Source organism: Rhodococcus sp. NPDC047139, from assembly GCF_040643435.1.
Lineage (GTDB): Bacteria > Actinomycetota > Actinomycetes > Mycobacteriales > Mycobacteriaceae > Rhodococcus.
In genome coordinates this window covers 1-24,508 of record NZ_JBEYUH010000019.1, presented here as the reverse complement: position 1 = coordinate 24,508, position 24,508 = coordinate 1, and the positions used below count along the sequence as shown (strand labels likewise).

At 66.1% G+C, this 24,508-nt stretch carries 23 protein-coding genes; 15 read left to right on the top strand and 8 right to left on the bottom strand.

What is annotated here, in order from left to right; genetic code table 11:
• Positions 1-5: 5 nt before the first annotated feature.
• From ABZ789_RS19895 to ABZ789_RS19885, 3 genes are all read left to right on the top strand, one after another.
• Positions 6-626 (top strand): TetR/AcrR family transcriptional regulator, encoded by a 621-nt coding sequence (locus tag ABZ789_RS19895; RefSeq protein WP_358427391.1) that lies wholly within the window; start codon positions 6-8, stop codon positions 624-626.
• A complete protein-coding gene (locus ABZ789_RS19890) occupies positions 626-1,774 on the top strand; it encodes an acetyl-CoA C-acetyltransferase (RefSeq protein ID WP_358427389.1) in 1,149 nt (382 codons plus the stop codon). Before ABZ789_RS19895 ends, ABZ789_RS19890 begins: the two co-directional genes overlap by 1 nt.
• A gap of 120 nt (positions 1,775-1,894) precedes the next feature.
• The gene (locus tag ABZ789_RS19885) at positions 1,895-2,164 is read left to right on the top strand and encodes a DUF2277 domain-containing protein (RefSeq protein WP_358427386.1); all 270 of its coding nucleotides are present in this window, start codon (positions 1,895-1,897) and stop codon (positions 2,162-2,164) included.
• A 20-nt stretch (positions 2,165-2,184) separates the two neighbouring features.
• Here the strand turns inward: ABZ789_RS19885 and ABZ789_RS19880 are convergent, their stop codons facing one another.
• Positions 2,185-2,697 carry a phospholipase gene (locus ABZ789_RS19880; protein ID WP_358427383.1) on the bottom strand — a complete coding sequence of 171 codons (513 nt, stop codon included), beginning with the start codon at positions 2,695-2,697 and terminating at the stop codon, positions 2,185-2,187.
• Positions 2,698-2,902: 205 nt separating this feature from the next.
• On the opposite strand from ABZ789_RS19880, the gene ABZ789_RS19875 reads away from it, so the two are divergent.
• The 5 genes from ABZ789_RS19875 to ABZ789_RS19855 all read left to right on the top strand — a co-directional run bounded on the left by ABZ789_RS19875 (position 2,903) and on the right by ABZ789_RS19855 (position 7,657).
• Positions 2,903-5,230: a carbon starvation CstA family protein gene (locus tag ABZ789_RS19875; RefSeq protein WP_358427380.1), complete on the top strand. Its 2,328-nt coding sequence runs from the start codon at positions 2,903-2,905 to the stop codon at positions 5,228-5,230.
• On the top strand, positions 5,227-5,409 hold the full coding sequence (locus tag ABZ789_RS19870; protein ID WP_358427377.1) for a YbdD/YjiX family protein: 183 nt from the start codon (positions 5,227-5,229) through the stop codon (positions 5,407-5,409). Before ABZ789_RS19875 ends, ABZ789_RS19870 begins: the two co-directional genes overlap by 4 nt.
• A 17-nt stretch (positions 5,410-5,426) precedes the next feature.
• Positions 5,427-6,200 carry a crotonase/enoyl-CoA hydratase family protein gene (locus ABZ789_RS19865; protein ID WP_358427568.1) on the top strand — a complete coding sequence of 258 codons (774 nt, stop codon included), beginning with the start codon at positions 5,427-5,429 and terminating at the stop codon, positions 6,198-6,200.
• A 229-nt stretch (positions 6,201-6,429) separates the two neighbouring features.
• Positions 6,430-6,606 (top strand): hypothetical protein, encoded by a 177-nt coding sequence (locus tag ABZ789_RS19860; RefSeq protein ID WP_358427374.1) that lies wholly within the window; start codon positions 6,430-6,432, stop codon positions 6,604-6,606.
• 118 nt (positions 6,607-6,724) lie between these two features.
• Positions 6,725-7,657, top strand: a complete 933-nt coding sequence (locus ABZ789_RS19855; protein ID WP_358427565.1) for a DUF5996 family protein — start codon at positions 6,725-6,727, stop codon at positions 7,655-7,657.
• 10 nt (positions 7,658-7,667) lie between these two features.
• Here ABZ789_RS19855 and ABZ789_RS19850 read toward each other — a convergent pair whose 3' ends face one another.
• Positions 7,668-9,635, bottom strand: coding sequence for a CocE/NonD family hydrolase (locus tag ABZ789_RS19850; protein WP_358427563.1), 1,968 nt, complete (start codon positions 9,633-9,635; stop codon positions 7,668-7,670).
• Positions 9,636-9,820: 185 nt separating this feature from the next.
• A complete protein-coding gene (locus tag ABZ789_RS19845) occupies positions 9,821-11,401 on the bottom strand; it encodes an ABC transporter substrate-binding protein (RefSeq protein WP_358427371.1) in 1,581 nt (526 codons plus the stop codon).
• 152 nt (positions 11,402-11,553) lie between these two features.
• Between ABZ789_RS19845 and ABZ789_RS19840 the strand changes: the two genes are divergently transcribed.
• Positions 11,554-12,471: a TIGR03564 family F420-dependent LLM class oxidoreductase gene (locus tag ABZ789_RS19840; RefSeq protein WP_358427368.1), complete on the top strand. Its 918-nt coding sequence runs from the start codon at positions 11,554-11,556 to the stop codon at positions 12,469-12,471.
• A gap of 85 nt (positions 12,472-12,556) precedes the next feature.
• On the opposite strand, the gene ipdC is transcribed toward ABZ789_RS19840, so the two are convergent.
• The 4 genes from ipdC to echA20 are packed head-to-tail and all read right to left on the bottom strand — an operon-like array spanning position 12,557 to position 16,054.
• Positions 12,557-13,633 carry a (3aS,4S,5R,7aS)-5-hydroxy-7a-methyl-1-oxo-octahydro-1H-indene-4-carboxyl-CoA dehydrogenase gene (ipdC, locus tag ABZ789_RS19835; protein WP_358427365.1) on the bottom strand — a complete coding sequence of 359 codons (1,077 nt, stop codon included), beginning with the start codon at positions 13,631-13,633 and terminating at the stop codon, positions 12,557-12,559.
• Positions 13,630-14,388, bottom strand: coding sequence for a CoA-transferase (locus ABZ789_RS19830; protein ID WP_358427362.1), 759 nt, complete (start codon positions 14,386-14,388; stop codon positions 13,630-13,632). The genes ipdC and ABZ789_RS19830 overlap by 4 nt, the downstream gene beginning before the upstream one ends.
• Positions 14,385-15,263 (bottom strand): CoA-transferase, encoded by an 879-nt coding sequence (locus ABZ789_RS19825; RefSeq protein ID WP_358427359.1) that lies wholly within the window; start codon positions 15,261-15,263, stop codon positions 14,385-14,387. The genes ABZ789_RS19830 and ABZ789_RS19825 overlap by 4 nt, the downstream gene beginning before the upstream one ends.
• A gap of 29 nt (positions 15,264-15,292) precedes the next feature.
• Entirely contained in the window at positions 15,293-16,054 is a 762-nt protein-coding gene (gene echA20, locus ABZ789_RS19820) for a (7aS)-7a-methyl-1,5-dioxo-2,3,5,6,7,7a-hexahydro-1H-indene-carboxyl-CoA hydrolase (RefSeq protein ID WP_358427356.1), read from the bottom strand.
• Between the two features lie 127 nt (positions 16,055-16,181).
• On the opposite strand from echA20, the gene ABZ789_RS19815 reads away from it, so the two are divergent.
• On the top strand, positions 16,182-17,399 hold the full coding sequence (locus ABZ789_RS19815) for an acetyl-CoA C-acetyltransferase (protein ID WP_358427353.1): 1,218 nt from the start codon (positions 16,182-16,184) through the stop codon (positions 17,397-17,399).
• A 72-nt stretch (positions 17,400-17,471) separates the two neighbouring features.
• Here ABZ789_RS19815 and ABZ789_RS19810 read toward each other — a convergent pair whose 3' ends face one another.
• Entirely contained in the window at positions 17,472-19,151 is a 1,680-nt protein-coding gene (locus ABZ789_RS19810) for a class I adenylate-forming enzyme family protein (RefSeq protein ID WP_358427350.1), read from the bottom strand.
• A 239-nt stretch (positions 19,152-19,390) separates the two neighbouring features.
• Here ABZ789_RS19810 and ABZ789_RS19805 point away from each other — a divergent pair, with 239 nt between their 5' ends.
• The 5 genes from ABZ789_RS19805 to ABZ789_RS19785 all read left to right on the top strand — a co-directional run bounded on the left by ABZ789_RS19805 (position 19,391) and on the right by ABZ789_RS19785 (position 24,373).
• Positions 19,391-20,203: a MaoC/PaaZ C-terminal domain-containing protein gene (locus tag ABZ789_RS19805; RefSeq protein ID WP_358427347.1), complete on the top strand. Its 813-nt coding sequence runs from the start codon at positions 19,391-19,393 to the stop codon at positions 20,201-20,203.
• A gap of 26 nt (positions 20,204-20,229) precedes the next feature.
• Complete coding sequence (locus tag ABZ789_RS19800; protein WP_358427345.1) at positions 20,230-21,909, top strand: AMP-binding protein; 1,680 nt, start codon at positions 20,230-20,232, stop codon at positions 21,907-21,909.
• A 172-nt stretch (positions 21,910-22,081) separates the two neighbouring features.
• The gene (locus ABZ789_RS19795) at positions 22,082-23,242 is read left to right on the top strand and encodes a Rieske 2Fe-2S domain-containing protein (RefSeq protein WP_358427560.1); all 1,161 of its coding nucleotides are present in this window, start codon (positions 22,082-22,084) and stop codon (positions 23,240-23,242) included.
• A gap of 11 nt (positions 23,243-23,253) precedes the next feature.
• Positions 23,254-23,523: a hypothetical protein gene (locus ABZ789_RS19790; protein WP_358427342.1), complete on the top strand. Its 270-nt coding sequence runs from the start codon at positions 23,254-23,256 to the stop codon at positions 23,521-23,523.
• Positions 23,524-23,569: 46 nt separating this feature from the next.
• Positions 23,570-24,373, top strand: coding sequence for an SDR family NAD(P)-dependent oxidoreductase (locus tag ABZ789_RS19785; RefSeq protein ID WP_358427339.1), 804 nt, complete (start codon positions 23,570-23,572; stop codon positions 24,371-24,373).
• Positions 24,374-24,508: the final 135 nt, after the last annotated feature.

The following is a 24,508-nucleotide window of genomic DNA, read 5'->3' as shown; positions in this document are numbered from 1 at the left end:
TCTCCATGACTCCAGCTCGCGACGAAGCCAACGGCAAGTCCGGGCGCCGCGCGGAACTGCTCGACATCGCAGCCGACCTGTTCGCATCGCGCGGTGTCCGGGCGACCACCGTGCGCGACATCGCCGATGCGGCCGGGATCCTCTCGGGCAGTCTCTACCACCACTTCGACTCGAAGGAGTCGATGGTCGACGAGATCCTGCGCGCCTTCCTCGACGACCTCTTCGACCGCTACCGCAAGATCGTCGGGGCCGGCCTTCCGTCCCGTGACACCCTCGCAGCGCTCGTGACGACCTCCTACGAAGCCATCGACAGGTCGCACGCGGCAGTCGCCATCTACCAGGGCGAGGCCAAGCACCTCGAAGGGGAACGCTTCGCGTACATCGCCGAACTCAACATCGAGTTCCGTGACCTGTGGGTCGGGGTGATCGAACGAGGCGTCGCCGACGGCTCGTTCCGCCCGGACGTCGACGTCGAACTCGTCTTCCGGTTCCTGCGCGATACCGTGTGGGTGGCAGTCCGCTGGTACCGGCCGGGGGGTTCGCTCAGCATCGAACAGGTTGCACAGCAATATCTCTCCATCGTTCTCGACGGACTGTCGAACCAGATTCCACCTAAGGAGCAGTAATGACCGAGGCCTACATCGTCGATGCGGTCCGCACCCCCATCGGCAAGAAGAACGGCGGCCTGTCCGGCGTGCATCCCGCCGATCTCGGCGCTCATGTCATCAAGGCGGTCGTCGAGCGCACGGGAATCGACCCGGCCGACGTCGACGACGTGGTCTTCGGCTGCGTGGACGCCATCGGAGGACAGGCCGGCAACATCGCCCGCACGTCCTGGCTCGCCGCCGGCTACCCGCAGCACGTGCCGGGTGTGACCGTCGACCGTCAGTGCGGGTCGAGCCAGCAGGCGCTGCACTTCGGTGCCCAGGCGATCCTGAGCAACACCGCCGATCTCATCATCGCCGGTGGCGTGCAGAACATGTCCCAGATCCCGATCTCCGCAGCCATGATCGTCGGGCAGCAGTACGGCTTCGACACACCCTTCGGCGGGTCGACCGGCTGGACCGAGCGGTACGGCAGTGACGAGGTCTCGCAGTTCAAGGGCGCCGAGATGATCGCCGAGAAGTGGGACATCAGCCGCGAGGAACTCGAGAAGTGGGCGCTGCAGAGCCACGAGCGTGCCAAGGCCGCCATCGCAGAGGGACGCTTCGAGAACGAGATCGTCCCGCTCGGTGACGCGACCGTCGACGAGGGCCCGCGCGAGACCAGCCTCGAGAAGATGGCCTCGCTCCAGACTCTCGTCGAGGGTGGTCGACTGACCGCCGCCGTCGCGAGCCAGATCTCCGACGGTGCGTCCGCGGTGCTGCTGGCCTCCGACGAGGCGGTGAAGAAGTACGGCCTGAAGCCGCGTGCTCGCATCCACCACCTCAGCGCTCGCGGTGACGACCCGATCTTCATGCTCACCGCGCCCATCCCGGCGACGCAGTACGCCCTGGAGAAGGCCGGGCTGACGATCGACGACATCGACCTGATCGAGATCAACGAGGCCTTCGCGCCCGTCGTTCTCGCCTGGATCAAGGAGATCGGAGCCGACCCGGCCAAGGTCAACGTCAACGGCGGCGCGATCGCCCTCGGCCATCCCCTCGGTGCGACCGGCACCAAGCTCATGGCGACGCTGCTCAACGAGCTCGAGCGCACCGGCGGTCGCTACGGTCTGCTGACGATCTGCGAGGGCGGTGGCACCGCCAACGCAACGATCATCGAACGCCTCTGACCGAGAGGCACCGGAGGTCCACGACCCGGAGGTGAACCCTACGACCCGCATGGTCGACCATGCGGGTCGGGAACACCGTTTTCGGGTTGTGGACCTCCTCGATCGTTCTACCCTCGATATATGTGCCGGAACATCACGGAGTTGCGCGGACTCGAACCGGCCGCGACCGCCGAGGAGATCGAAGCGGCCGCCCGGCAGTACGTCCGTAAGGTCAGCGGAATCCACAAACTCTCCGACGCCACGCGCGAACCCTTCGAGCAGGCGGTCGCCGAGGTTACCGCGACGACCACGCGTCTACTCGAAGCTCTTCCCGATCGTCGGCAGCCACCGCCGACGGTTCCGCCGCTGCGCCGGCCCGAGGTGCGCGCGAGGATCGCGGCGCAGGGCTGACGCGGTCGCCCGGGCCGGTATCAGATCGCCCCGAGTCCGAGGGCCCGACCACTCGCATCCACGCGCTGCCCGCCCGCAGCGAGATACGCCTCTTCGACGATCGCCGAGCAGATGGCGAACTCGTCCTCGTCGCGTGGGCCGTAGACCATGACGACGATAGGTGGGAGGACGCCGCGGCCCACCAGGCTGTGGTACTCGGCCCAGCCCGCGTCGATGAGTTTCTCTGCGAGATCCGTCGGAACGTTGACATGAAGGCTGCCGTCGGAGTGTGGATGGATGTGTCCCCACTCGCCGCCGAGGATATCGGGAATCGACGCTGGTTCCGGCGGTGTGTGGAGGAAGAACGCAACGGTGCCGGGAACAGACACCCGACTGGTGCCGCGCGTGACACCTGGCAGTGCCAGTGCGTGGTCGCGCAACCTGTCCTGCCATTCGATCGGAGCGTTCTGATCGAGCTGTGTGTGGGGATTGGTGGGAGTCGTCGTCGGTCGGTCACCGCGACGAATCGGTATGTCGAGGTCTGCGTGAGTCATTCGTGCTCCTGTCGATGGTGCTTCCACTCCAGTGTCGTCGGTCGGATGGGGCAACAGGTGGCCGGGATCGTTCCGCAACAGGCGACCGAACTGCCGCCGCAGAGAGGGGCCGGTCGGGTAGCGTCACGCAAGTCAGCAGCGTGCACGTTGTCGAGGTCCGTCGCGACACTCCGCGGATGCGCGGCGGTCCTGGTGAGGAGCAGTCATGCCCCCGGAACCGGTGTCGGACACCACGTCGCATTCCCACGCGGAGGAGCGTCCGGAAGTCGAATACCTTCGGACCGATCCCGATCTGCCGCCCGTCGGTGTCGTCGACCGCACTCCCATCTCGCCGACCGCACGCATCGTCTTCCTCGTTCTCGCAATCCTGGGTGCGTTCGCGTGGTCGATGATCGCGTTGGTGCGTGGCGAGGAGATCAACGCGGTCTGGTTCGTCATTGCCGCCGTGTGCACCTACCTGGTGGCGTACCGGTTCTATGCGAAGTTCATCGAACGCAAGATCGTGCAACCGCGCGACGACCGTGCGACTCCCGCCGAAGAACTCGAGAACGGCAAGGACTACATGCCGACGGACCGCCGGGTCCTGTTCGGTCACCATTTCGCCGCCATCGCCGGTGCCGGCCCCCTCGTCGGACCGGTCCTCGCCGCCCAGATGGGGTACCTGCCGGGCACGATCTGGATCATCGTCGGCGTCGTATTCGCCGGAGCGGTACAGGATTTCCTGGTTCTGTGGATCTCGTCGCGCCGCCGCGGACGCAGCCTCGGTCAGATGGCGCGCGAGGAACTCGGTCCTGTCGGTGGTGTCGCGGCGATCATCGCCGTTCTCGTCATCATGATCATCCTCATCGCCGTGCTGGCCCTCGTGGTCGTCAACGCCCTGGCGGAGAGCCCGTGGGGGATGTTCTCCATCGCGATGACGATCCCCATCGCCCTGTTCATGGGCGTCTATCTCCGTTATCTGCGGCCGGGCAAGGTTGCCGAGGTCTCGGGCATCGGAGTCGTGCTGCTGGTCCTCGCGATCGTCGCGGGCGGGTGGGTGGCCGAGACCGACTGGGGGGCCAACTGGTTCACGCTGTCCCCGGTGACGATCTCGTGGTTGATGATCGCCTACGGCTTCGCCGCGTCGGTATTGCCGGTGTGGCTGCTGCTCGCCCCTCGCGACTACCTCTCGACCTTCATGAAGGTCGGTACGATCGCCCTGCTCGCCGTCGGAATCCTCGTAGCGCGGCCGACTCTGGAGATGCCCGACATCACGTCGTTCGCGATCGACGGCGACGGTCCGGCCTTCGCGGGATCGTTGTTCCCGTTCCTGTTCATCACCATCGCGTGCGGAGCCCTTTCGGGATTCCACGCGCTGATCTCCTCGGGCACCACCCCGAAACTGCTCGAGAAGGAGAAGCAGACACGACTGATCGGCTACGGCGGCATGCTCACCGAGTCGTTCGTCGCGATCATGGCACTGGTCACCGCGTGCATCATCGACCAGCACCTCTATTTCGTTCTCAACGCACCGACCGCTCTCACCGGCGGCACACCGGAGACCGCCGCGGAATACGTCAACGGTCTCGGGCTGGGTTCGCCCGACATCACGCCCGAGCAGATCACCGGGGCGGCTACCGCTGTGGGGGAGGAGTCGATCATCTCCCGCACGGGTGGTGCGCCGACGCTCGCCTTCGGCATGTCGCAGGTACTGAGCGACCTGTTCGGCGGCGACAGCCTGAAGTCGTTCTGGTATCACTTCGCGATCATGTTCGAGGCGCTGTTCATCCTCACCACGGTGGACGCCGGAACGCGCGTCGCGCGGTTCATGCTGTCGGATTCGCTCGGTAACTTCGGAGGCGCGGCGCGCAGGTTCAAGGATCCCTCGTGGCGTCCCGGTGCCTGGTTTTGCTCGTTCGTGGTGGTCGCCGCATGGGGCGCCATCCTCCTGATGGGTGTCACCGACCCCCTGGGTGGCATCAACACCCTCTTCCCCCTGTTCGGCATCGCCAACCAGTTGCTCGCGGCGATCGCATTGACGGTCGTGCTGACGATCGTCGTGAAGAAGGGGCTGGTGAAGTGGGCTTGGATACCCGGCGTGCCGCTGGCGTGGGATCTCGTCGTGACGATGACAGCCTCGTGGCAGAAGATTTTCTCCGGTGACCGTGCCGTCGGCTACTGGGCGCAGCACCGGGCATTCGTCGACGCGAAGAACAGCGGCGCGACGAGTTTCGGTTCCGCGAAGACCGTGGACGAGATGGACGCGGTCATCCGCAACACGTTCATCCAGGGCACCTTGTCGATCGTGTTCGCGGTGCTCGTCCTCATCGTGGTCGCGGCCGGAGTGGTGGTGTGCATCAGGTCGATCCGGGCGGGCGGTATGCCTACCACCGAGACACCCGACGTGCCGTCGAAGATATTCGCACCGGCGGGATTCGTGCCGACCCCTGTCGAGCGTGAACTGCAGAAGGAATGGGACGAGTTGATCGCGTCCGGCAAGGTCCGTGCACCCGGTGCTGCTCGTACCGCCCACGCGGACGGAGGACGCTCGTGATCACTGCACTGCGACGTGCATGGTGGTGGATCGGTGCTTTCATGGGCGATCACGACTATGCGAGATACGTCGAACTGCATCGACGACTGCATCCCGATCGGCCGCCGATGAGTGAACGCGACTACTGGCGGGAACGGCATGCTGCGGCGGATGCGAATCCGGGGAGTCGGTGCTGTTGAGCGGGGAGGGCGAAGCCATGCCGCAGTACCGGTCGATTCGCGTCGAGAAACGGAATCGGGTGACGACCGTGATCATGGCCCGTCCCGAACGTCGCAACTCGGTCGACGGCCCGATGGCTGCCGAACTCGCCAACGCCTTCGAGGCATTCGACGCCGATGTCGACGCCGATGTCGCCGTACTTCATGGTGAGGGCGGAACATTCTGTGCGGGAGCAGATCTCAAGGCGATCGGAACCGATCGGCAGAACCTGCTGAGCGAGGACGGTCACGGGCCGATGGGGCCGACACGACTGGCGCTCTCCAAGCCCGTGATCGCGGCGGTGGAAGGCTACGCGGTTGCGGGCGGACTGGAACTGGCGATCTGGTGCGACTTGCGAGTCGTCTCCGCCGATGCGGTGTTCGGTGTCTTCTGCCGACGGTGGGGGGTGCCGCTGATCGACGGTGGCACCGTCCGGCTTCCCCGCCTGATCGGCACGGGCCGGGCCATGGACATGATCCTGACCGGCCGGCCGGTGGAGGCGGCCGAAGCCCTCGACTTCGGATTGGCCAACCGCGTGGTCCCACCCGGGACCACCCGTGAGGCCGCCGAACGTCTGGCGGCAGAGATCACCGCGTTCCCGCAGACCTGTATGCGCAACGACCGCCGATCGGTCTACGAACAGTTCGGTCGCACCGAAGCAGAGGCCCTCGCCTTCGAGTACGCCGTCGGCATGGAATCCCTTGCCGGTGACGCCGTCGGAGGCGCTGCACGGTTCGCTTCGGGTGAGGGCCGGCACGGCTCGTTCTCCTGATCGATTTCTCGCCGCCTTGTTCGCTCACCACCGTTGTCGTGGTGGAGGAGTAGACAGCGATCGCATGGGGTACAGGTGTCTTCGGCGGCAGCGGTACCTCGTCGCCACTCCGGGCCGGTGCAGCCCCGGTGTGGCGCGGCGGGTCTCTGCTCCGTCTCGATCCCGGTGTCTGGCCGCTCGGGGTACCGATTCACGTGCCGCGCCGGCCTGATCGTTCCGAGGAGTTGTCATGGCTGCTTTCCCCACCTCCCGCGCCGCCGGTCCGGCCGCGCACACGGTCACCTCGAAGGACTTCGAAGCGGTCGTGCACGCATTGACCGGACACGCACCGACCGTCGACGACCTCGCTGCTGTGCAAGAACTTCTCGAAGCGCCGGTGTCCCGGCGTCACTCCTCGACAGGGTGACAGGGCGGGGCGCAGGCGACCGTGTGTACCGGTGATCGGCCGGCAGACGACAATTTCGCTCACAATGCCGCGTCCGATATTTGCGCGGAGTAGCGTCGCTCCCGGAACCGCGGGAGGCATCGTGAACGAACCAGAATCTGTTCCCGGTAGGGCCTGGCCGAGTTTGCGGGCGAGCGACTGGAGCGCGACGCGGGACACCCTGCACATGTGGCTCCAGATCGTCGGAAAAGTCCGACTGGCCCACGCGCCGATGATCAACCACTGGTGGCAGACCACTCTCTATGTCACTCCGCGAGGGCTGGGCACCTCTTCGATCCCTTACCGGCATTCCGTCTTCGACGCGGAGTTCGACTTCTTCGAGCACATCCTGCGCATCCGCTCGAGCGACGGTCGGAGCCGCTCGGTCCCGCTCGTCGCACAAACGGTGGCGGAGTTCTACTCCCGGACGCTGGGGGCTCTGGAAGAACTGGGTATCCGAACCCGGATTCAGGGTGCACCCAACGAGGTCGATCCGGCGATCCCGTTCGCACGGGATCACGAGCACAACACGTACGACGCCGAGGCGGCGCACCTGTTCTGGCGGCAACTGGTGGAAGCCGACCGCGTACTGCAGCAGTTCCGAGGTGACTTTCTCGGCAAGGTCAGCCCGGTGCACTTCTTCTGGGGAGCGATGGACCTTGCCTGCACCCGATTCTCCGGACGTCCTGCGCCGCCCCACCCGGGAGGTATCCCCAACTGCCCCGACCGGGTGATGACCGAGGCCTACTCGCACGAACTGAGCAGTTGTGGATTCTGGCCCGGCGGTGCAGACGAAGGGGCGTTCTATTCCTACGCTTATCCTGCACCCGACGGTTTCTCCGAGCATCCGGTGCGTCCGGACGCGGCGTACTATTCCGCCGATCTCGGAGAATTTCTGTTGCCGTACGAGGCCGTCCGCACTGCGGCCGACCCGGATGCCGAAGTGCTGCAGTTCCTCCGCAGCACCTACGAGGCCGCTGCCGAGCTGGGCGGCTGGGACCGGAATTCTCTCGAGCGGAGCCACGCCGGCTAGCGCGACCGTCCTAACGCACGACAGGGATCGTCACGTAACTCGGCGAGGCGGCGTTCAACTCGAGATGCTGCGGCCTCAGACCGCTCTCGTGCAGCATCGGACCGAGCGGTAGCGAGCGCGGGACGCTCGAGGCGTACACGTCCACCCGGATCCGATGCCCCGGCTGCAGGACTGCCTCGGTGGGAAGGGTGCTGATGTCGAGGCCGGTCGGCTGCCCCGGGACGATCGGCTGCCGTGTCTCGAGGGTGAGCACCGGCTGTGCCTGTGCATAGTCGCCCTCTGCGGTGAACGTACTCTTCGAATCGTCGATCGCACGCAGGGACGACACCAGTGAGCCTGTCGTGAGCACGGTCGAACGCCCGTCCGGGGAGACGTCGTTGACCGAGACCGACCAGAACCCGTCGGTGGCGTCGAGGACGGTCTCGAGGTGGATGTTGACCGGTCCCGAGAGCACGGTCGGTTCGGTGACCGGCTCGCTCGTGAAGGTGAGTCCTTCGGCTTCGTTGAAACGCGCGTCCTGCGTGCACCCTGCACCCAGCAGAACTGCGATGCCGGCGGTGCCCTGCGCAGCTTCACGGGAGCAGAATCCGCGCAGTCCCGGAGCGACGGTGAGCCGTTGCGCGGCCTCGGGTGCCGACGTCGAAAGCGTTCCGTCGTGGAGCGCATGTCCTGCGGTTCCGCTCGGCGCAGGAGACAGGAAAAGCTTGTCGTGGTGGACGGCGCTGCGCGGGAATTCGCCGGTGGTGATCCAGCCACCGCCCTGCTGCAGAAGGGTGACCGGGCCGTACTCGTCGATGCCGTTGTCGACGTCCTGGAGCCAGCGGTCGAACCAGGCACGCTGCAGGGCCGCTGTGGTGGGCGGGTGTCCCGGTGTGCCGAAACCTGAACCGAGAACTGCGTGGTATCCGTCTCCCATCACCAGTTGTTTGCGGCCGGGTTCGACGGGGATCCGGTTGTAGATGTCGGGCTCGCTGTTGGCGAAGATGTCGTGCCAGTTGCCGAACACGAAGGTGGGTACGTCGATCGACTCGAGCCGCGCCTGTCGATCCTGGTAGAACGGCCCGTCCTGCGCGACCTCGAGAGCTCCGGGGGAGACGCCGTCCACGCTCGGAGCGGTGAGGACCTCGAAGAGCTCGGGGAGCTTGGTGGCAGGATCGGCAAGCCGGTCCTGCAGCCATCGATCGTCGAACCGGCCCTGGAGCAGAGCCTCCATGTCGGGAATCCACTTGAGGCCGTTGACGAGGGCGAGCCAGGCCGGCATGAACCCGACTCCGACCGCTCCACCGGTGCCGACGATGTCGCGCAGGAGGTCGTTGCCGGGTTCGACGGCGAAGACCGCGTCGAGGGCTTCGGGCCGGAGTCCGGCGGCCTGGATCTGATTGATCGCAGAGTACGAGACGCCGGTCGTCCCGACACGTCCGTTCGACCACGGTTGTTTTGCGGCCCAGTCGATGACCTCGACGGTGTCCTGTTGCTCGCGCGGACCGAGTACATCCCACTGCCCGTGGGAGAAGCCGGTGCCTCGCACGTCGACGATGACCTGCGTGTAGCCGTTCTGCACGAGATCCCGGTTGAGACCGAATACGCGTCCGAGTTGCGATGCCGGAGCGGCGAGTTCGGTGATTCCGTCGAAGGGGGCACCGAAGTTCAGGATGGATCCGAGTTCGTCCAGGAGCGGGGCGAACTGCGGGTCCTCCATCGCCACGGATGCCAGTGTGGACAGCAGCTTGGTGTACGGGGTGAGGCCGAGTACGACGGGGGTGGGCTCGTCGATCGGGCTGCCGTCGGCATGCGCGGGGCGGAAGACGTTGGCTCGGAGAACCGTACCGTCGCTGACGGTGATGGGGACGTCCCACTCGACGGCGGTGTTCGGGTAGGCGTCGGGAGCGTCGACGACGCTCTGCCAGGAGACGCCGGAGGCACCACCGGTGGGATCGGCGGTCGCCGGTCCTGCGGATGTGATGGTGCAGGCGGCCATTGCCGCCACGACGAATGCGACCGTGCGTGGTCTCACCGGGCCCCCATGCCTGCGGTAAACAGTTCTGCGCACGTTAACGTGCGGGCGACGGATCCGTCAACGACCGGAGTCCGTCGGGTCGAACCGGCGTTGTTGTCGATCCCTTCCGGGATGAACGACGACAACGCCGGTTTCGATCGCGGGAACTATCCGGAGCCGGCCGTCCAGAGTTCCTCCGGCAGGGGCGAACCCAAGGCATACATCCGGACTCCGTGGATTTCGGAACTGTGGATCACCGAGGGGGCCGCCCGCACGTACCAGATGCCGACGTCGAGGTCGGCGAGTCGCTGCTGGACCGTGGTGTAGGCCTCGACCCGCTCGTCCGGTGAGGTCGCCAGTCGGCCTGCTTCGAGGGCGGCGTCCAGTTCGGGGTCTGCGATACCTGCGACATTTCCCGACGACCCCGAATGGAACTGGTGCCACAGCGTGGTGTGCGGTTCCTGCACGTCGGCCGACCAGATGGTCGCGTCGAAGTCTCGCGCCGCGTACCGGGGCATGAAGGCCGCGTAGTCGAGTACCTCGACATTCACCTCGACATTGTCGTACGCAGCGAGTTGCGCCTGAACCGTCTCGGCGACCGTTCGGATCTCGACGAGAGAGGTGGCCAGGAAGGTGAACTTCACCGGCTTTCCCTCGGCCGCGAGTTCGTCGAAGAGGCGCTGTGCTTCCTCTGGATCGTGGCGCTGTAACGGTATGTCCGCGAAGAACGGCGACGACTCCTGGAACAGAGTGTCCGGCACTTCGCCGTTTCCTTCGAAGACCGCGCTGTTTATGCCGTCGAGCTGTACGGCAGCGGCCACGGCCTTTCGTGCTCTGAGGTCGTCGAACGGTGCCCGGCGGGCGTTGAGGGCGATGTACTGTCCACCGCCTTCCGGAACGATCTGCGTCGGGAACCCGGCCTGCTCAGCGCGTGTCAACGCCGACCAGCTCGACTCCGCGACCAGATCCACTGCGCCACTGGCGAGCACGTTCGTGCGCTGATTGACGTCGCTGACGGTGATCAACGTGATGTTGTCCAGGTAGGGTCGCGGTGCGTCCCAGTAGTCAGGATTCCGTTCGAGTTCCATACGGTCCTGGCGTGCCCACTCGGTCAGGACGAAGGGGCCGGCGCCGATCGGTTCGGCATTGAACGCTTCGGGGCCCTTCGCGAGGGCGGTGGGGGAAGCGATCCAGTTCAGGGAGCTCGACGTGATCGCGTGTGCGAAATGAGGATTCGGCGAGCGCATGATGATCATCAGGGTGGTATCGTCCACGACTTCGGTGGATGCGATCTGCGACGCCTGTGCGAGCGCGTTCGACGCGACGGCCGGGTCCCGGTGTCGATTCCAGTTGAATGCCACCGCCTCCGCGTCGAGCGGAGTTCCGTCCGAGAAGACGAGATCCGGCCGGAGAGTCAACGTGAACGTGGCGCCGCCATCGGTGGTCGAGAAGCCGGTGGCGAGTTTGTGTTCCACCTCGAGTGTTGCCGGGTCGTCGACCATCAGTGTTCCGAACAACGCGTTGCCCAGCATCGCCTGCCCGACCCAATTGTTGGCGAGGACGGCCGGGTCGAGGGTGACGGGCTCGCGAACCTGGACGAGCCGCGCGGATCCGCCGACCACCGGGTCGCCGACGAACTCGGCCGCGGCGGAGCCCGAGGCCGCACCGGAACCCCCGCAGGCGGTGATGAGGAGCAGCGCCGAGCACAACGCGACGAGCGCGGGACAGAACGATCTCCGTCGACTCATATGGGTCCTTCCTGTGATCCGTGAACCGGACAGCCCTCGTCTACGCCCGGCAGGGCGTCGGTGGGACAGGTCCGCTGCTCGGAATTCTTACTCTCGGTTTTGGAGAGTACTGTTCTCATCGTCATATGGGAATGCGGCCGCGGAGGTGCATCATGCGGATCGGACTCACGGGCGGCGCGTCGTCCACGGACAGAATCGTGCGGCAGGCACGGAAAGCGGAGGCGGACGGCTTCACGTCGTTGTGGTTCGCGAGCACGGTTGCGGGCGATCCGCTGGCGGCCCTCGCGGTGGCCGGTCGCGAGACCGCCTCGATCGAACTCGGCACCGCCGTGCTCCAGACCTTCCCGTGCCACCCGCTGCTCCAGGCGAATCGGGCCGCGGCGGTGGCGGAAGCGATGGGACGACCCGGTTTCACCCTCGGTCTCGGCCCGTCGCACGAGAGCGTGATCCGGGAGGTGTACGGACTGTCGTACGACACTCCCGGCCGGAACACCGAAGAGTACATCCGGATCGTCACCGCTCTGCTGCATGGTGAGGACGTCGACTTCCGGGGCGGCGCCTGGTCCGTCCGCAGCGAGGGACGGATGGTTGCCGCCGCACACGAGGTGCCGGTCCTGCTGTCCGCCATGTCCCCGCGGATGCTGCGAGTCGCGGGTCGGTACGCAGACGGGACGGTTCTGTGGATGGCGTCGCCTAAGGTGATCGAGTCGCGGATCTCTCCTGCGATCCGCGCGGCCGCCGAGCGTTCCGGCCGGCCGGAACCGCGCATCGTGGCCGGCCTGCCCGTCGCCGTGCACGACGACGTGGATGCGGCCCGCGAGGCCGTCGCAGCGACCGCGACCTCCTATGCCGGGATGCCGAGCTACCGGCGTGTCCTGGAGGAAGGGGGCGCGAGCAGTCCGGCGGACATCGCGATCGTCGGAGACGAGGAATCGGTTCGCCGGCAACTGCAGGGATTACTCGATGCCGGCGCCACCGACATCTGGGCGGCGATCGTGCCCGTCGATGACGAACCTCGTGCGTCGATCCACCGCACCAGGGCTCTCCTGAGCGCGCTCACCGCCGAATAATGCTTGCCGGAAACGAACGAGACCGGTGTCGTTGTCGGTTCTTCGCGAATATCCGACAACGACACCGGTCTCGATTCGGAGACGACTAGGCGGACGACTCCGTCCGGCGCAGGGCCGAGAGGGCGTCGATGCGCTCGACGGCCTCCGCCACGATCCGGTCGATCAGTTCCTGGCAGGTCGGCAGGTCGTCGAGCATGCCGACGACCTGGCCGGAGGCGAGGACACCGGCTTCGGTGTTGCCTTCGACGAGGCCGGCCTTGAGGAGCATCGGCGTATTGGCGGCCATGATGATCTGCTGCCACGTGCGGTCGCTCGCCTTCTTCATGGCGAGACCATCCTTGACGAGCGTCGACCACTTCATGCCGGTCATCGCCTTGAACTTCGTCGCATTGCGTGCAGCGGCGACCAATCCCTTGACGTAGCTCGACTTCTCGAGGCTGTTCACCAGCTCGGTGTTGAGCACTCGATGCGGCATGCCGTCGACCTTGAGCGACACCGTGGTGTCCTGCAGGCCGCGAGCGAGGTACTGCTGTTTCACCGAGTCGGGGACCGCGCTGTCGCTGGTGAGCAGGAAACGCGTACCCATCGCGACGCCGGCCGCGCCGTACGACAGCGCCGCGGCGAGACCGCGTCCGTCGAAGAATCCGCCGGCGGCGATCACAGGGATGTCGACGGCGTCGAGCACGCTGGGCAGAAGCAAGGTCGTCGCGACCGGACCGGTGTGGCCACCACCTTCACCGCCCTGAACGATCACCGCGTCGGCGCCCCACGAGGCGACCTTCACGGCGTGCTTCGCCGCACCGATCGACGGCACCACGACGACGCCGTGATCCTTGAGTTTGGCGATCAGTTCCTTCTTGGGGGCGAGAGCGAACGACGCGACCTTCACACCCTCGCGGATGAGCAGGTCGATGCGCTCGCCCGCGTCCGAGGCGTCGGCGCGCATGTTGACACCGAACGGCTTGTCGGTGAGCGACTTCGTCTTCGCCACCGCGGCTTCGAGTTCCGGGTAGGTCATCGTCGCCGATGCGAGGATGCCGAGGCCGCCGGCATTGGAGGTTGCGGCGGTCAGGCGAGGACCGGAGACCCACCCCATGCCGGTCTGGACGATGGGGTGCTCGATGCCGACGAGTTCCGTCAGCGGGGTACGCAGGACGCTCACAGCGAGACCTCACGGTCGCGGAAGCTCTTGGGATCGATGACGTCGCGGATCAGACGCAGCTCTTCGGCAGTGGGCTCGCGGGTCACGCCCGCTTCGTCCAGGCCGGCGACCTCGAACGAGGTGTTCTCGGCGACGGTGGCCGCCTCGACTCCCGGATGCAGTGTGAGCGCACGGAAGCTGTGGTCCGGGCCGCCGAAGTCGAAGACACCGAGATTGGTGACGACACGTGCGATGTCGAGGAACCGGAACGCCGGGTTCTCGGGATCGACCTTGTCGTAGCCGACACCGGAGACGATGTCGACCTGGTCGACGAACACCCGTGCGGAGTGCTTACCGACCCAGTAGCTGGTCGCATGGTTGATGGTGTTGCCGGGAGCTCCGCGGACACCGAACATCTGGCGCTTCGGCTGCTGGAGCGGTCCGAAGGCCGACAGGTTCTGGTTGCCGTAGCGATCGATCTGGTTGGCGCCCATCACGACATGGCGACGACCCGAGGCGACGACGTCGAACACCTTGCGGAACGGCATCCATCCTTCGACCGGCGCCTTCGCTCCGAGTGCGGGGACGTCGGCAAGGATGAGTGCTTCACCATCGGTGATCAGAAGGTCGGGCTCGGTGGTGAGCTTGGCCAGTCGCGCCCCGATCTGCGGAAGCGTCGCCATCGGGCTCGCCATGATCTCGCCGGCACCCGAGAAGATGTCGGCGCATGCGATCGCGCAATACTCGGCGCGGGTCACGGTTTCGGTGGTGGTCATGCCTGCTCCTGTGCGAACTTCTGGACTGCGGCCTGGTAGTCGTCCTCGCTGCCCGAGAGGAAGCGATCGACGAACGCCTTCCATGTCTCGGGATCCTTGGCGGCCTCGGCGTAGTGACGCTGGAACTTCTCGTCGCGGCCGTAGCTGTCGCCGGCAAGGGTGAAGTGAGCGCCGTTGGGAGCTTCGACAACGCCGTCGACCATCATGCGGTTGAGCAGGAGCTGCTGCAGCGGAACTTCTTTCACGAGCTGCTCGGTTTCGACGATCTTCTCGACCGACACGTAGCGACGTTCGGCCGCCATGCAGTAGAGATCGTCGAAGTAGGGGTCGACGCCCTGGTAACCGGCGTTGCCGTGCTTGTCACCGATGTTCAGGTGCACGAACGACGCGTCGAGGTTCAGTGCGGGCATGGCGATCAGCGTCTCCGTGCCGTCCGGACCGGGGTAGGGCGAGGTGACGGTCTTCAGTTCGCCGTCCCAGAAGTCGGGGACGGCCGAGCCCAGGCCGGCCCGGATCGGCAGGAACGGCAGTCGCGCGGCGGCTGCCTCGAGACCGCACTTGACCATTCCCTCGTCCATCTCACGGGCGATGATCTCGCCGTTGGTGCGGGCCTTGGCGAACCACGGGTCGTAGAACGGCGCCGAGTCGAGGGAGACGAAGCCGTAGTACGCCTTCTTGACCTTGCCGGCCGAGCAGAGCAGGCCGAGGTCGGGACCGCCGTAGGTCACGACGGTGAGATCGGTGATGTCCGACCGCAGGATGGCGCGGACGAATGCCATCGGCTTCCGGCGCGAACCCCAGCCACCGAGGCCGATGGTCATTCCGCTGCGCAGCTCGCCGACCACGTCGTCGAGCGACATTCTCTTGTCACGCATGGTTTTTCGAACTCCTGGTGGTATGGGCGTCAGCTGTTGCTGCGCGGCTTTCCGGTCGCGACGAATTCGTCGCGGTGCTCGTCGGCGATGCCGGCGAGATTCAGCTCGAAGGTGAAGCCCTGCTCGAGGCGGTAGCTCGTCTTCACGTCGACCGGGTCGATGCGGTTGATCGCTTCCTTGGCACGGCGGATGACGCGCGTGTCCTTTGCGGCGATCATCTCGGCGATCTCCCGTGCGGTGGCGTCGAGCTCGCTGCGCGGGACGACCTTGTACACCGAACCGAAGTGCTCGAGCTGCTGCGCGGTGACGTTCTGCGCCGTGTAGTACAGGGTGCGCATCATGTGCTGAGGGACGAGACGCGCGAGATGTGTTGCGGCGCCCAGTGCACCGCGGTCGACCTCGGGGAGGCCGAAAATGGCGTCGTCGGACGCGACGATGACGTCCGCGTTGCCGACCAGGCCGATGCCGCCTCCGACACAGAAGCCGTTCACGGCGACGATCACCGGTACTTCGCAGTCGTAGACGGCGGCGAATGCGGCAGCGCAACCGTGATTGGCGGCGATGAGGGCGTCGTACCCTTCGGTGGCCTGCATTTCCTTGATGTCCACACCTGCGTTGAAGCCCCTGCCCTCGGCGCGCAGGATCACCGCATGGGTGTCGAGGCTGCGCCCGGCCGAGGTGATGGCCTCGGCGAGGTCGAACCAGGCCTGCGAAGGCAGGGCGTTCACGGGCGGGAAGTCGACGGTGATCGTGGTGATACCGGCGCTGTCGGAGGTCGAGGTGATGCCCATGGCATGTTCCTAACGTCTGTACCGAACCAAGCGATTGCTTGGTAAGTTAGCACAGGATAGCCGCTGGACCCAGAGGGTCGCTGTGGTCGCCGGTCGTGCAGTACGACCAGAACATCGAGGAGAGAAGATGCCCGAAGCAGTAATCGTGTCCGCAGTACGGTCGCCGATCGGACGAGCACGTAAGGGCTCGCTCGCGTCGATCCGTCCGGACGACCTGGCGACCCAGATGGTCGCGGCGGCGCTCGCCAAGGTTCCCGAACTCGATCCCGCCGAGATCGACGACCTCATGCTCGGTTGCGGCCAGCCCGCAGGGCAGTCCGGTTTCAACATCGCACGTGTGGTCGCGGTGCAGCTGGGTTACGACTTCCTGCCGGGCGTGACTGTCAACCGCTACTGCTCGTCGTCGCTGCAGACCACCCGCATGGCGCTGCATGCCATCAAGGCCGGCGAGGGTGACGTCTTCGTCTCCGCGGGCGTCGAGTCGGTTTCGAGCTTCGTGACCGGCAACGCCGACGGTCTGCCCAACACGAAGAACCCGCTGTTCGACGATGCGCAGGCACGCAGCGCGAAGCTGGCCGAGGGCGGAGTGGAATGGACCGATCCGCGCAGTGAGGGCCTCCTGCCGGACGTCTATCTCGGGATGGGCCAGACCGCGGAGAACGTGGCGTCCTACACCGGGATCTCTCGCGAGGATCAGGACCGCTGGGGTGTGCGTTCGCACAACCGCGCCGAGGAAGCGATCAAGAGCGGCTTCTTCGAGCGGGAGATCACCCCGGTGACCCTCGCAGACGGCACGGTCGTCACCACCGACGACGGCCCGCGTCCGGGTACCACCTACGAAGCGGTCAGCCAGCTGAAGCCGGTCTTCCGCCCGGACGGTACCGTGACCGCCGGCAATGCATGCCCGCTCAACGACGGCGCGGCCGCGCTGGTGATCATGTCCGACGTCAAGGCGAAGGAACTCGGTCTCACCCCGCTCGCCCGAATCGTCTCCACCGGAGTGTCGGGCCTGTCGCCGGAGATCATGGGCCTTGGTCCCATCGATGCGACCCGCAAGGCCCTCGCCAACGCGAACATGGGCATCGACGACATCGACCTGTTCGAGATCAACGAGGCCTTCGCCGTCCAGGTGCTCGGTTCGGCGCGTGAGCTGGGTATCGACGAGGACAAGCTCAACGTCTCCGGTGGCGCGATCGCACTGGGTCACCCCTTCGGTATGACCGGTGCCCGCATCACCACGACGCTCATCAACAATCTGCAGGTCAACGACAAGCAGTTCGGTGTCGAGACGATGTGCGTCGGTGGCGGCCAGGGCATGGCGATGGTGCTCGAGCGTCTGAGCTGACGGCTGATTCCGGGTGGGTCGAGCCTCGGCTCGGCTCACCCGGTGGTCACGGCCGGAGGGGTGCCTGTGCGGCTACCAGGGACCGTGGGTATCCCGCCACTGCTTGCGGATGATCTTTCCGGTGGGATTGCGGGGCAGAAGGTGACGAGTCAACGTCCAGTGCGTGGGCACCTTGAAGTAGGCGAGACGTTCGGAGGCGAAGGACGTCAGTTCCTCGGAGGTGACCGAGGAGCCCTCGACGAGCACGACCACCGCGACGACCTCCTGGCCCCATTCCGGATGCGGCGCCCCGGTCACCATGCACTCGCGTACCGCGGGATGCTGGGACAGTACGCGCTCGACCTCCGAGGGGTAGATGTTCTCGCCGTTCTGATGGATCAGATCCGCCCGCCGGCCCACCAGTCGTAGCCTGCCGTTCTCCACGACGCCGAAGTCGCCTGTGTGCAGCCACCGGTCGGGGGTGATCGCTTCGGCCGTCGCGGCCTCGTCGTCCCAGTAGCCCAACATGACGAAGGGGCTGCGCACGCACACCTCGCCCACTTGGCCATCGGGAAGCCACGCTCCCGTTGTGTCCCTGATCTCGAGACTCACCGTGATGATCGGCGCACCCACCGTACCGGGGAACTCCTCGAGTTCCGCAGCGGTCGCCACTGCGATCGAGGTGCTGCACTCGGTGATGGTGTAGCTGTCGACCATCGCGTGCTTCCCAAACGGAAGACGTTCGCGCAGTTGCTGTTTGAACTCCGGAGTCGAGGGTTCCGAGGACAGTGTGAACCGGGTCAGGGAGGTGAGGTCGTATCGGTCGAGATCCTCGTCCTCGAGCATCCGTGCCGCCATCGAGGGCACGGCCATCCAATGGGTGACCTGTTCGGCCTCGATGAGTTCGAGCACGGGGCGTATTCCGAACCATCCCTGGTTCATCACCACGGTGCTGCCGGTGGCCAGGCGCGGCACGATCGTGTTGTGCAGGCTCGTGATGTGGAAGAGGGAGGAGGTGAGCAGATACCGCGAGTCCGAGGGCACAGCACGGTTGTATGCAGTACCTGTCCAGATCGTCGCGATCGCGTCGAGGTACCGGTTGTAGTCGACCACGGCCAGCAGATTCCGCTGAGAGTGCAGCGCGCCCTTCGGGTCGCCGCTCGTGCCGGAGGTGTACAGCAGCACAGCCGGATCGTCCTCGGCGACTCGCGGAGGTGGCGGCTGAGCACCGTCGAACTCCGCGATCAACCGGGGCAGATCCTCCTCGATCGACAACACCACGGTCTGCGCACGATCGATGTCGGCCACAGCTGCGGTCCGCGGACCGTCGACGAACACCACCCGGGGCCGGGAATGGCGGATACCGAACTCGAGTTCGGGCTGGACCCACCAGGCGTTGAGTCCCACCGAGATCGCGCCGAGAGCCTGCGTGGCCCAGAAGACGGTGACCCATTCGGGCCTGTTCGCGGACAGGATCGCCACCCGGTCACCCGGACGCACCCCGTACCGCTCGTGCAGCGCTGCGGCGAGCGCGTAGGCCATGCGCGCGTTCTCGGCGAACGTGATCCGCCGATCGGCGGTGACCAGGTACTCGCGGTCCCCCCAGACGAGAGACTGGGAGAGTAGATCGGCCACCGCGAGGTCGCGTTTGCGCATGACGGGCATCTCCGTGCCCAGGACTTCCTGCACGACGATCTCGAACTCGCCACCCGGCCCTGTGAGCCGCGAGACGAGCTGATCGACGAAATGGGACGGATCGGAGGGAATCGTCATCGCCTGGCTCCCGCCGGTGCCCCTGCACGCTTCACGAACGTCCCCCTCTTCCATCGAGTGCGTACCGCCAGAATCTCACGGCCCGTCACCCCGCCTTCGAATGTACCGGTGAGTGGGACCGGCGGTGACGGCCACCACCGCGCTCCCTAGCCTGTGACCTGGGCGTCTGTGGGAAGCGAGGTCCTGTGTCCGTCAGGCCGCCGCCCGGCGCCCTCACGTGAGAAAGGACTTCGATCCACATGACCGCAACGACGGCGTCGACGCCCGCGCAGTGGCGCGGCCACGACCTGGGCACCCGCACGGTCGGATACGACGAGCGGGACGCGATCCTGTACGCGCTCGCCGTGGGAGCCGGTGCGACCGATCTCGATCTCGTCTTCGAGGACCGCCTGCGGGTGCTGCCGACGTTCGCCCTGACGCTGGCCCAGTGGGCGCCGGATGCGCTCGGAGCGCTCGGCGCATTCGATACGAGCACCGCGCTCCACGGCTCCCAGAGTCTCGAAGTTCTCGCACCGTTGCCGCGATCAGGGGAGATCACGATGTCGGCGCGCGTCGGCGAGGTCTGGGACAAGGGCCGTGCGGCGGTGTTCGAGGTCGTCGTGGAAAGCGACTTCTTCGTCGCGACCTGGTCGTTGTTCGCTCCCGGCGCAGGAGGTTTCGGCGGTGAGCGCGGACCGTCGGCACCGGCCGCGCCGGAGGGCGAGGCCGATGTGGTCGGCACGCTCGCCACCCACGCCGATCAGGCCGCGATCTACCGCCTGACCGGCGACCGGCACCACATTCACATCGATCCGGAGGCCGCGGCACGGATCGGGCAGCCTCGCCCCATCCTGCACGGACTGTGCACGCTGGCGGCCGCGACGTTGCCGCTCGCCGAGATGCTCGGAGCCCACCCCGCCGACTTGAAGACGCTGTTCGGCCGGTTCGCGGCTCCCGTCTTCCCCGGCGACACGGCGCAGGTACGCGCCTGGGGTGACGCGGCGGCCGCACGGTTCGACGTCCTCACGGAGACCGGAGCCGTCCTGTCCGGCGGTCGCGCCGTCTTCGCTTGATTGCCACAACTGTCTGGAGGAAAGAGTTGGACACGTTCGCAGAAGTAGTGCGCGCTCGCGTCGGTGACCCGAAGGTGGGGTTGCGTTTCGAGGACGAGCAGTGGACCTGGGGCGAGGTGGTCCAGGAAAGCGCCGATCGCGCCGCAGCGATCATGGCGACCGTGCCCGCTCCCGCAGATCGGCAGCGCCACATCGGGGTGCTGCTCGAGAACGTCCCGGACTTCGTGTTCTGGATCGGTGCCGGTGCTCTCGCCGGGGCTGCCGTGGTGGGTATCAACGCCAGCCGCAGCGGTGCGGAGATCGCCCGGGACATTCGCCACGCCGACATCGACCTGGTGATCACCGAATCCCGGCTCGCGCACCTGCTCGAAGGCGCCGACCACGGACTGCCGGCCGACCGGATCTACGACATCGACGACGCGCGGTACTCGAAGTTCCTCGAGCCGTTCCGTGGTGCCGACCTGCCGGAGACGGTTCCGCCTGCCGACGACATCGCGCTTCTGCTCTTCAGTTCGGGCTCCACCGGGGCTCCGAAGGCCGTGATCGTCAGCCAGGGACGGCTCGCTCGTCTTCTCGGCCCGCTCACCGAACGTGTTCGCATGCGGGAGGATTCGGTCGCCTATCTGTGCATGCCGCTCTTCCACGGCAACGCGCTCATGCTCAACCTCGGCACGGCCATGCGGGCCGGGGCGACCGTCTGCCTGATCAGGAAGTTCTCCGCGAGTCGATTCGCCGACGACATCCACCGCTACGGCGCCACCTTCGTCAACTATGTGGGACGGGCACTGTCGTACGTTTTGAGCCGGCCGGAGGATCCGCGCGACCGCACGAGCACCCTGGAACTGGCATTCGGTACCGAGGCGTCGGAAGCCGACGTGGCCCGCTTCTCCGAACGCTTCGGTTGCACGGTCGTCGAGGGCTACGGAATGAGCGAAGGCGTCTTCCGGATCAACCGCACCCCCGACACCCCCACCGGATCGCTCGGGGTGGCCGTCGGCGGGGTCGACGTCCGCATCCTCGACGAAGCCACGGGTGAGGAGTGCCCTCGTGCGCGTTTCGACGAGTCGGGCCGTCTTCTCAACAGCGACGCCGTCGGTCAGATCGTCGCGTGCGACACCGCGCACACCTTCGAGGGCTATTACAAGAACCCCGAAGCGATGGCCGACCGCATCAAGGGGAACGACTTCTGGTCCGGTGACCTCGGCTACCGCGACGAGAACGGGTTCTTCTACTTCGCAGGGCGGTCCTCCGACTGGCTGCGCGTCGACAGCGAGAACTTCTCCGCCACCCCCGTCGAACGCATCCTCCTGCGGGTTCCGGGCATCCTGTCCGCACCGATCTTCGCCGTCCCCGACCCCACGACCGGAGATCAGGTCATGTGTGTCGTCGAACTCGAGGACGACGCTCAGTTCGATCCGGTGGCGTTCGGGCAGTTCCTCGCCGAACAACCCGACATGGGTGACAAGTGGTGGCCGCGATTCGTGCGGGTCACCGCTCAGATTCCGCTGACGGGTAGCAACAAGGTGAACAAGGCGCCGCTTCGGGCGGTCGCGTGGAACACCAGCGATCCGGTCTACGTGCGTGTCGGCCGGACGCCGGAGTACGTCCTGCTCGATGATGCGGAACGCGCGCGCATCGAGCAGGAGTTCGTCGCCAACGGCCGGGCCGCACTGTTGCCGACCACCGAACCCGCTCCGGTCGCATGACCCAGGGGAGCCCGCTCCCCGGTGCCGGTAGAAGGTCTCGAACAGTGAGATGTCCTCATCAGGGGTGATACCGATCACCTAGCGTTTCGGTTGTATCGCGACGGAATGCCACAGCGGACTCCGCCGCCTGAACTCCTCAACGCTTCCCTTCCTCCCGAAAGGACGGATGACCGTGAGCCTCGGCAATTCCGAACAATCCGAGATCCGTGAGATCGTCACCGGCTCGGCTCCCGCCCGCTTCGCGCGGGGCTGGCACTGCCTCGGCCTGTCGAAGGACTTCAAGGACGGCAAGCCGCACTCGGTCGAGGCCTTCGGCACCAAGCTGGTGGTGTGGGCCGACAGCAACGACGAGATCAAGATTCTCGACGCGTACTGCCGTCACATGGGCGGTGATCTCAGCCAGGGAACCGTCAAGGGCGACGAGATCGCGTGCCCGTTCCACGATTGGCGTTGGGGCGGCAACGGTCGCTGCAAGAACATCCCGTACGCGCGGCGCGTTCCTCCGATCGCGAAGACCCGCGCATGGCACACCCTCGACCAGGACGGCATGCTCTTCGTGTGGCACGACCCCCAGGGGAACCCGCCGCCGGCAGACGTGACCATCCCTCGCATCGAGGGCGCGACGAGCGACGAGTGGACCGACTGGGTCTGGTACACCACCGAGGTCGACACGAACTGCCGCGAGATCATCGACAACATCGTCGACATGGCGCACTTCTTCTACGTGCACTACTCGTTCCCGGTCTACTTCAAGAACGTCTTCGAGGGTCACGTCGCCAGCCAGTTCATGCGTGGCCAGGCCCGTGAGGACGCCCGCCCCCACGCGACCGGACAGCCGAAGATGCTCGGAAGCCGCTCCGACGCGAGCTATTTCGGCCCGTCCTTCATGATCGACGATCTCGTCTACCAGTACGAGGGTTACGACGTCGAGTCGGTCCTGATCAACTGCCACTACCCGGTCAACCAGGACAAGTTCGTCCTGATGTACGGCATGATCGTCAAGAAGTCCGATCGCCTCGAAGGTGAGAAGGCGCTGCAGACCGCGCAGCAGTTCGGGAACTTCATCGCGAAGGGCTTCGAGCAGGACATCGAGATCTGGCGAAACAAGACCCGCATCGAGAACCCGCTCCTGTGCGAGGAGGACGGTCCCGTCTACCAGCTGCGGCGCTGGTACGAGCAGTTCTACGTCGACGTCGAGGACGTCAAGCCGGAGATGACCGACCGATTCGAGTTCGAGATGGACACCACGCGTCCGGTGGCCGCGTGGATGAAGGAAGTCGAGGAGAATATCGCCCGCAAGGCCCTCGAAGAGCAGTCCACCCCTGCGGGCTAGGAGCGGAAAACATGCAGAACCGGATGGAACCGTTGCGGTGCGGCGAATGTGCCGCGCAGGTGCTGGTCCAGAAGAACAGCTGGGAGCATACGTCCATCCAGTGGAACACCGACGCCCGCCGTCGTTGTCCTGTCGTCCAGGACGACGGCGGGCGCGACGGCCGCCCCGGTGCGCCGCGGATGTCGTGCTCGCATCTCGACGCGGCGATCGCCCGGGCGGCCGCTTCGGGTGTCATCGAGGTCTTCGACGACACCCCGATCCGAGCGCCCATCGTGCAGTGACCTCGCTCCGATCTTCCGTTTCCGACTACTTCTCGAAGGACCAGTTATGACCGAGCCCCTCGACCTCGATCGCTCGTACTACGGCCCGTGGGCCGTCATCGCCGGCGGATCCGAAGGCGTCGGTGCGGCGTTCGCCGACGAATTGAGCCGCGCGGGCTTCGATCTCGTGCTCATCGCCCGCAAGCCGGGGCCGCTCGAGGAGACGGCGGACAAGGCGCGGAGCAATGGTGTGCAGGTGCGCACGCTCGCGCTGGATCTGCTCGACGACGACGCCGTGGAGGAGATCCGCAAGGCGACGGAGGACATCGAAGTCGGCCTGTTCATCTTCAACGCCGGTGCGAACAGCTACGGCCACGAGTTCGTCACCGGTGATCTCGACGGTTTCCGTGGCGTCATCGACCTCAACGTCCACCGCCAGATCGAACTGTCGCACCTGTTCGGCGGACCGATGGCGAAACGCGGTCGCGGTGGCGTCATGCTGCTCGGTTCGCTGTCCGGCTACATGGGTGCCGAACACCAGAGCATCTATGCGGCGTCGAAGGCGTTCAGCCGCGTCTTCGCCGAAAGTCTGTGGCTCGAACTCGCGCCGCACGGTGTGCACGTGCTCGAACTCGTCCTCGGCGTCACCCGTACGCCGGCGATGGTCCGCGCCGGTCTGAACTTCGACATCCCCGGAATGCTCGTCGCCGAGCCGGAAGATGTCGCCCGCGAAGGTCTAGAACACCTCCAGGACGGTCCCGTCTGGGTCGCCGGCGGCAACTACGAGGCTGCGGTCAAGCGCAGCGGCTTCCCCCGCGACAAGCTCGTCCAGGGTGCGGCAGCAGCGATGCGGGCACTGCTCAACCGCTGATCCGCCACCGATCCCTACACGAAAGAGCCCGGGTGCCGTACGGGCGGTTTCAAGGGGTCGACGCAACACCGCTGTTAGTTGGTGGTGATTAGATCACGCAGACGCTCGGCTGGGGTATCCCAGCCGAGCGTTTTG

Bases quoted from the DNA above. Each gene is read 5' to 3' on its own strand.
- ABZ789_RS19895 (WP_358427391.1), top strand. From the start codon at position 6: ATGACTCCAGCTCGCGACGAAGCCAACGGCAAGTCCGGGCGCCGCGCG.
- ABZ789_RS19890 (WP_358427389.1), top strand. From the start codon at position 626: ATGACCGAGGCCTACATCGTCGATGCGGTCCGCACCCCCATCGGCAAG.
- ABZ789_RS19885 (WP_358427386.1), top strand. From the start codon at position 1,895: ATGTGCCGGAACATCACGGAGTTGCGCGGACTCGAACCGGCCGCGACC.
- ABZ789_RS19880 (WP_358427383.1), bottom strand. From the start codon at position 2,697: ATGACTCACGCAGACCTCGACATACCGATTCGTCGCGGTGACCGACCG.
- ABZ789_RS19875 (WP_358427380.1), top strand. From the start codon at position 2,903: ATGCCCCCGGAACCGGTGTCGGACACCACGTCGCATTCCCACGCGGAG.
- ABZ789_RS19865 (WP_358427568.1), top strand. From the start codon at position 5,427: ATGCCGCAGTACCGGTCGATTCGCGTCGAGAAACGGAATCGGGTGACG.
- ABZ789_RS19860 (WP_358427374.1), top strand. From the start codon at position 6,430: ATGGCTGCTTTCCCCACCTCCCGCGCCGCCGGTCCGGCCGCGCACACG.
- ABZ789_RS19850 (WP_358427563.1), bottom strand. From the start codon at position 9,635: ATGGCCGCCTGCACCATCACATCCGCAGGACCGGCGACCGCCGATCCC.
- ABZ789_RS19845 (WP_358427371.1), bottom strand. From the start codon at position 11,401: ATGAGTCGACGGAGATCGTTCTGTCCCGCGCTCGTCGCGTTGTGCTCG.
- ABZ789_RS19840 (WP_358427368.1), top strand. From the start codon at position 11,554: ATGCGGATCGGACTCACGGGCGGCGCGTCGTCCACGGACAGAATCGTG.
- ABZ789_RS19830 (WP_358427362.1), bottom strand. From the start codon at position 14,388: ATGACCACCACCGAAACCGTGACCCGCGCCGAGTATTGCGCGATCGCA.
- ABZ789_RS19825 (WP_358427359.1), bottom strand. From the start codon at position 15,263: ATGCGTGACAAGAGAATGTCGCTCGACGACGTGGTCGGCGAGCTGCGC.
- echA20 (WP_358427356.1), bottom strand. From the start codon at position 16,054: ATGGGCATCACCTCGACCTCCGACAGCGCCGGTATCACCACGATCACC.
- ABZ789_RS19815 (WP_358427353.1), top strand. From the start codon at position 16,182: ATGCCCGAAGCAGTAATCGTGTCCGCAGTACGGTCGCCGATCGGACGA.
- ABZ789_RS19810 (WP_358427350.1), bottom strand. From the start codon at position 19,151: ATGACGATTCCCTCCGATCCGTCCCATTTCGTCGATCAGCTCGTCTCG.
- ABZ789_RS19805 (WP_358427347.1), top strand. From the start codon at position 19,391: ATGACCGCAACGACGGCGTCGACGCCCGCGCAGTGGCGCGGCCACGAC.
- ABZ789_RS19790 (WP_358427342.1), top strand. From the start codon at position 23,254: ATGCAGAACCGGATGGAACCGTTGCGGTGCGGCGAATGTGCCGCGCAG.
- ABZ789_RS19785 (WP_358427339.1), top strand. From the start codon at position 23,570: ATGACCGAGCCCCTCGACCTCGATCGCTCGTACTACGGCCCGTGGGCC.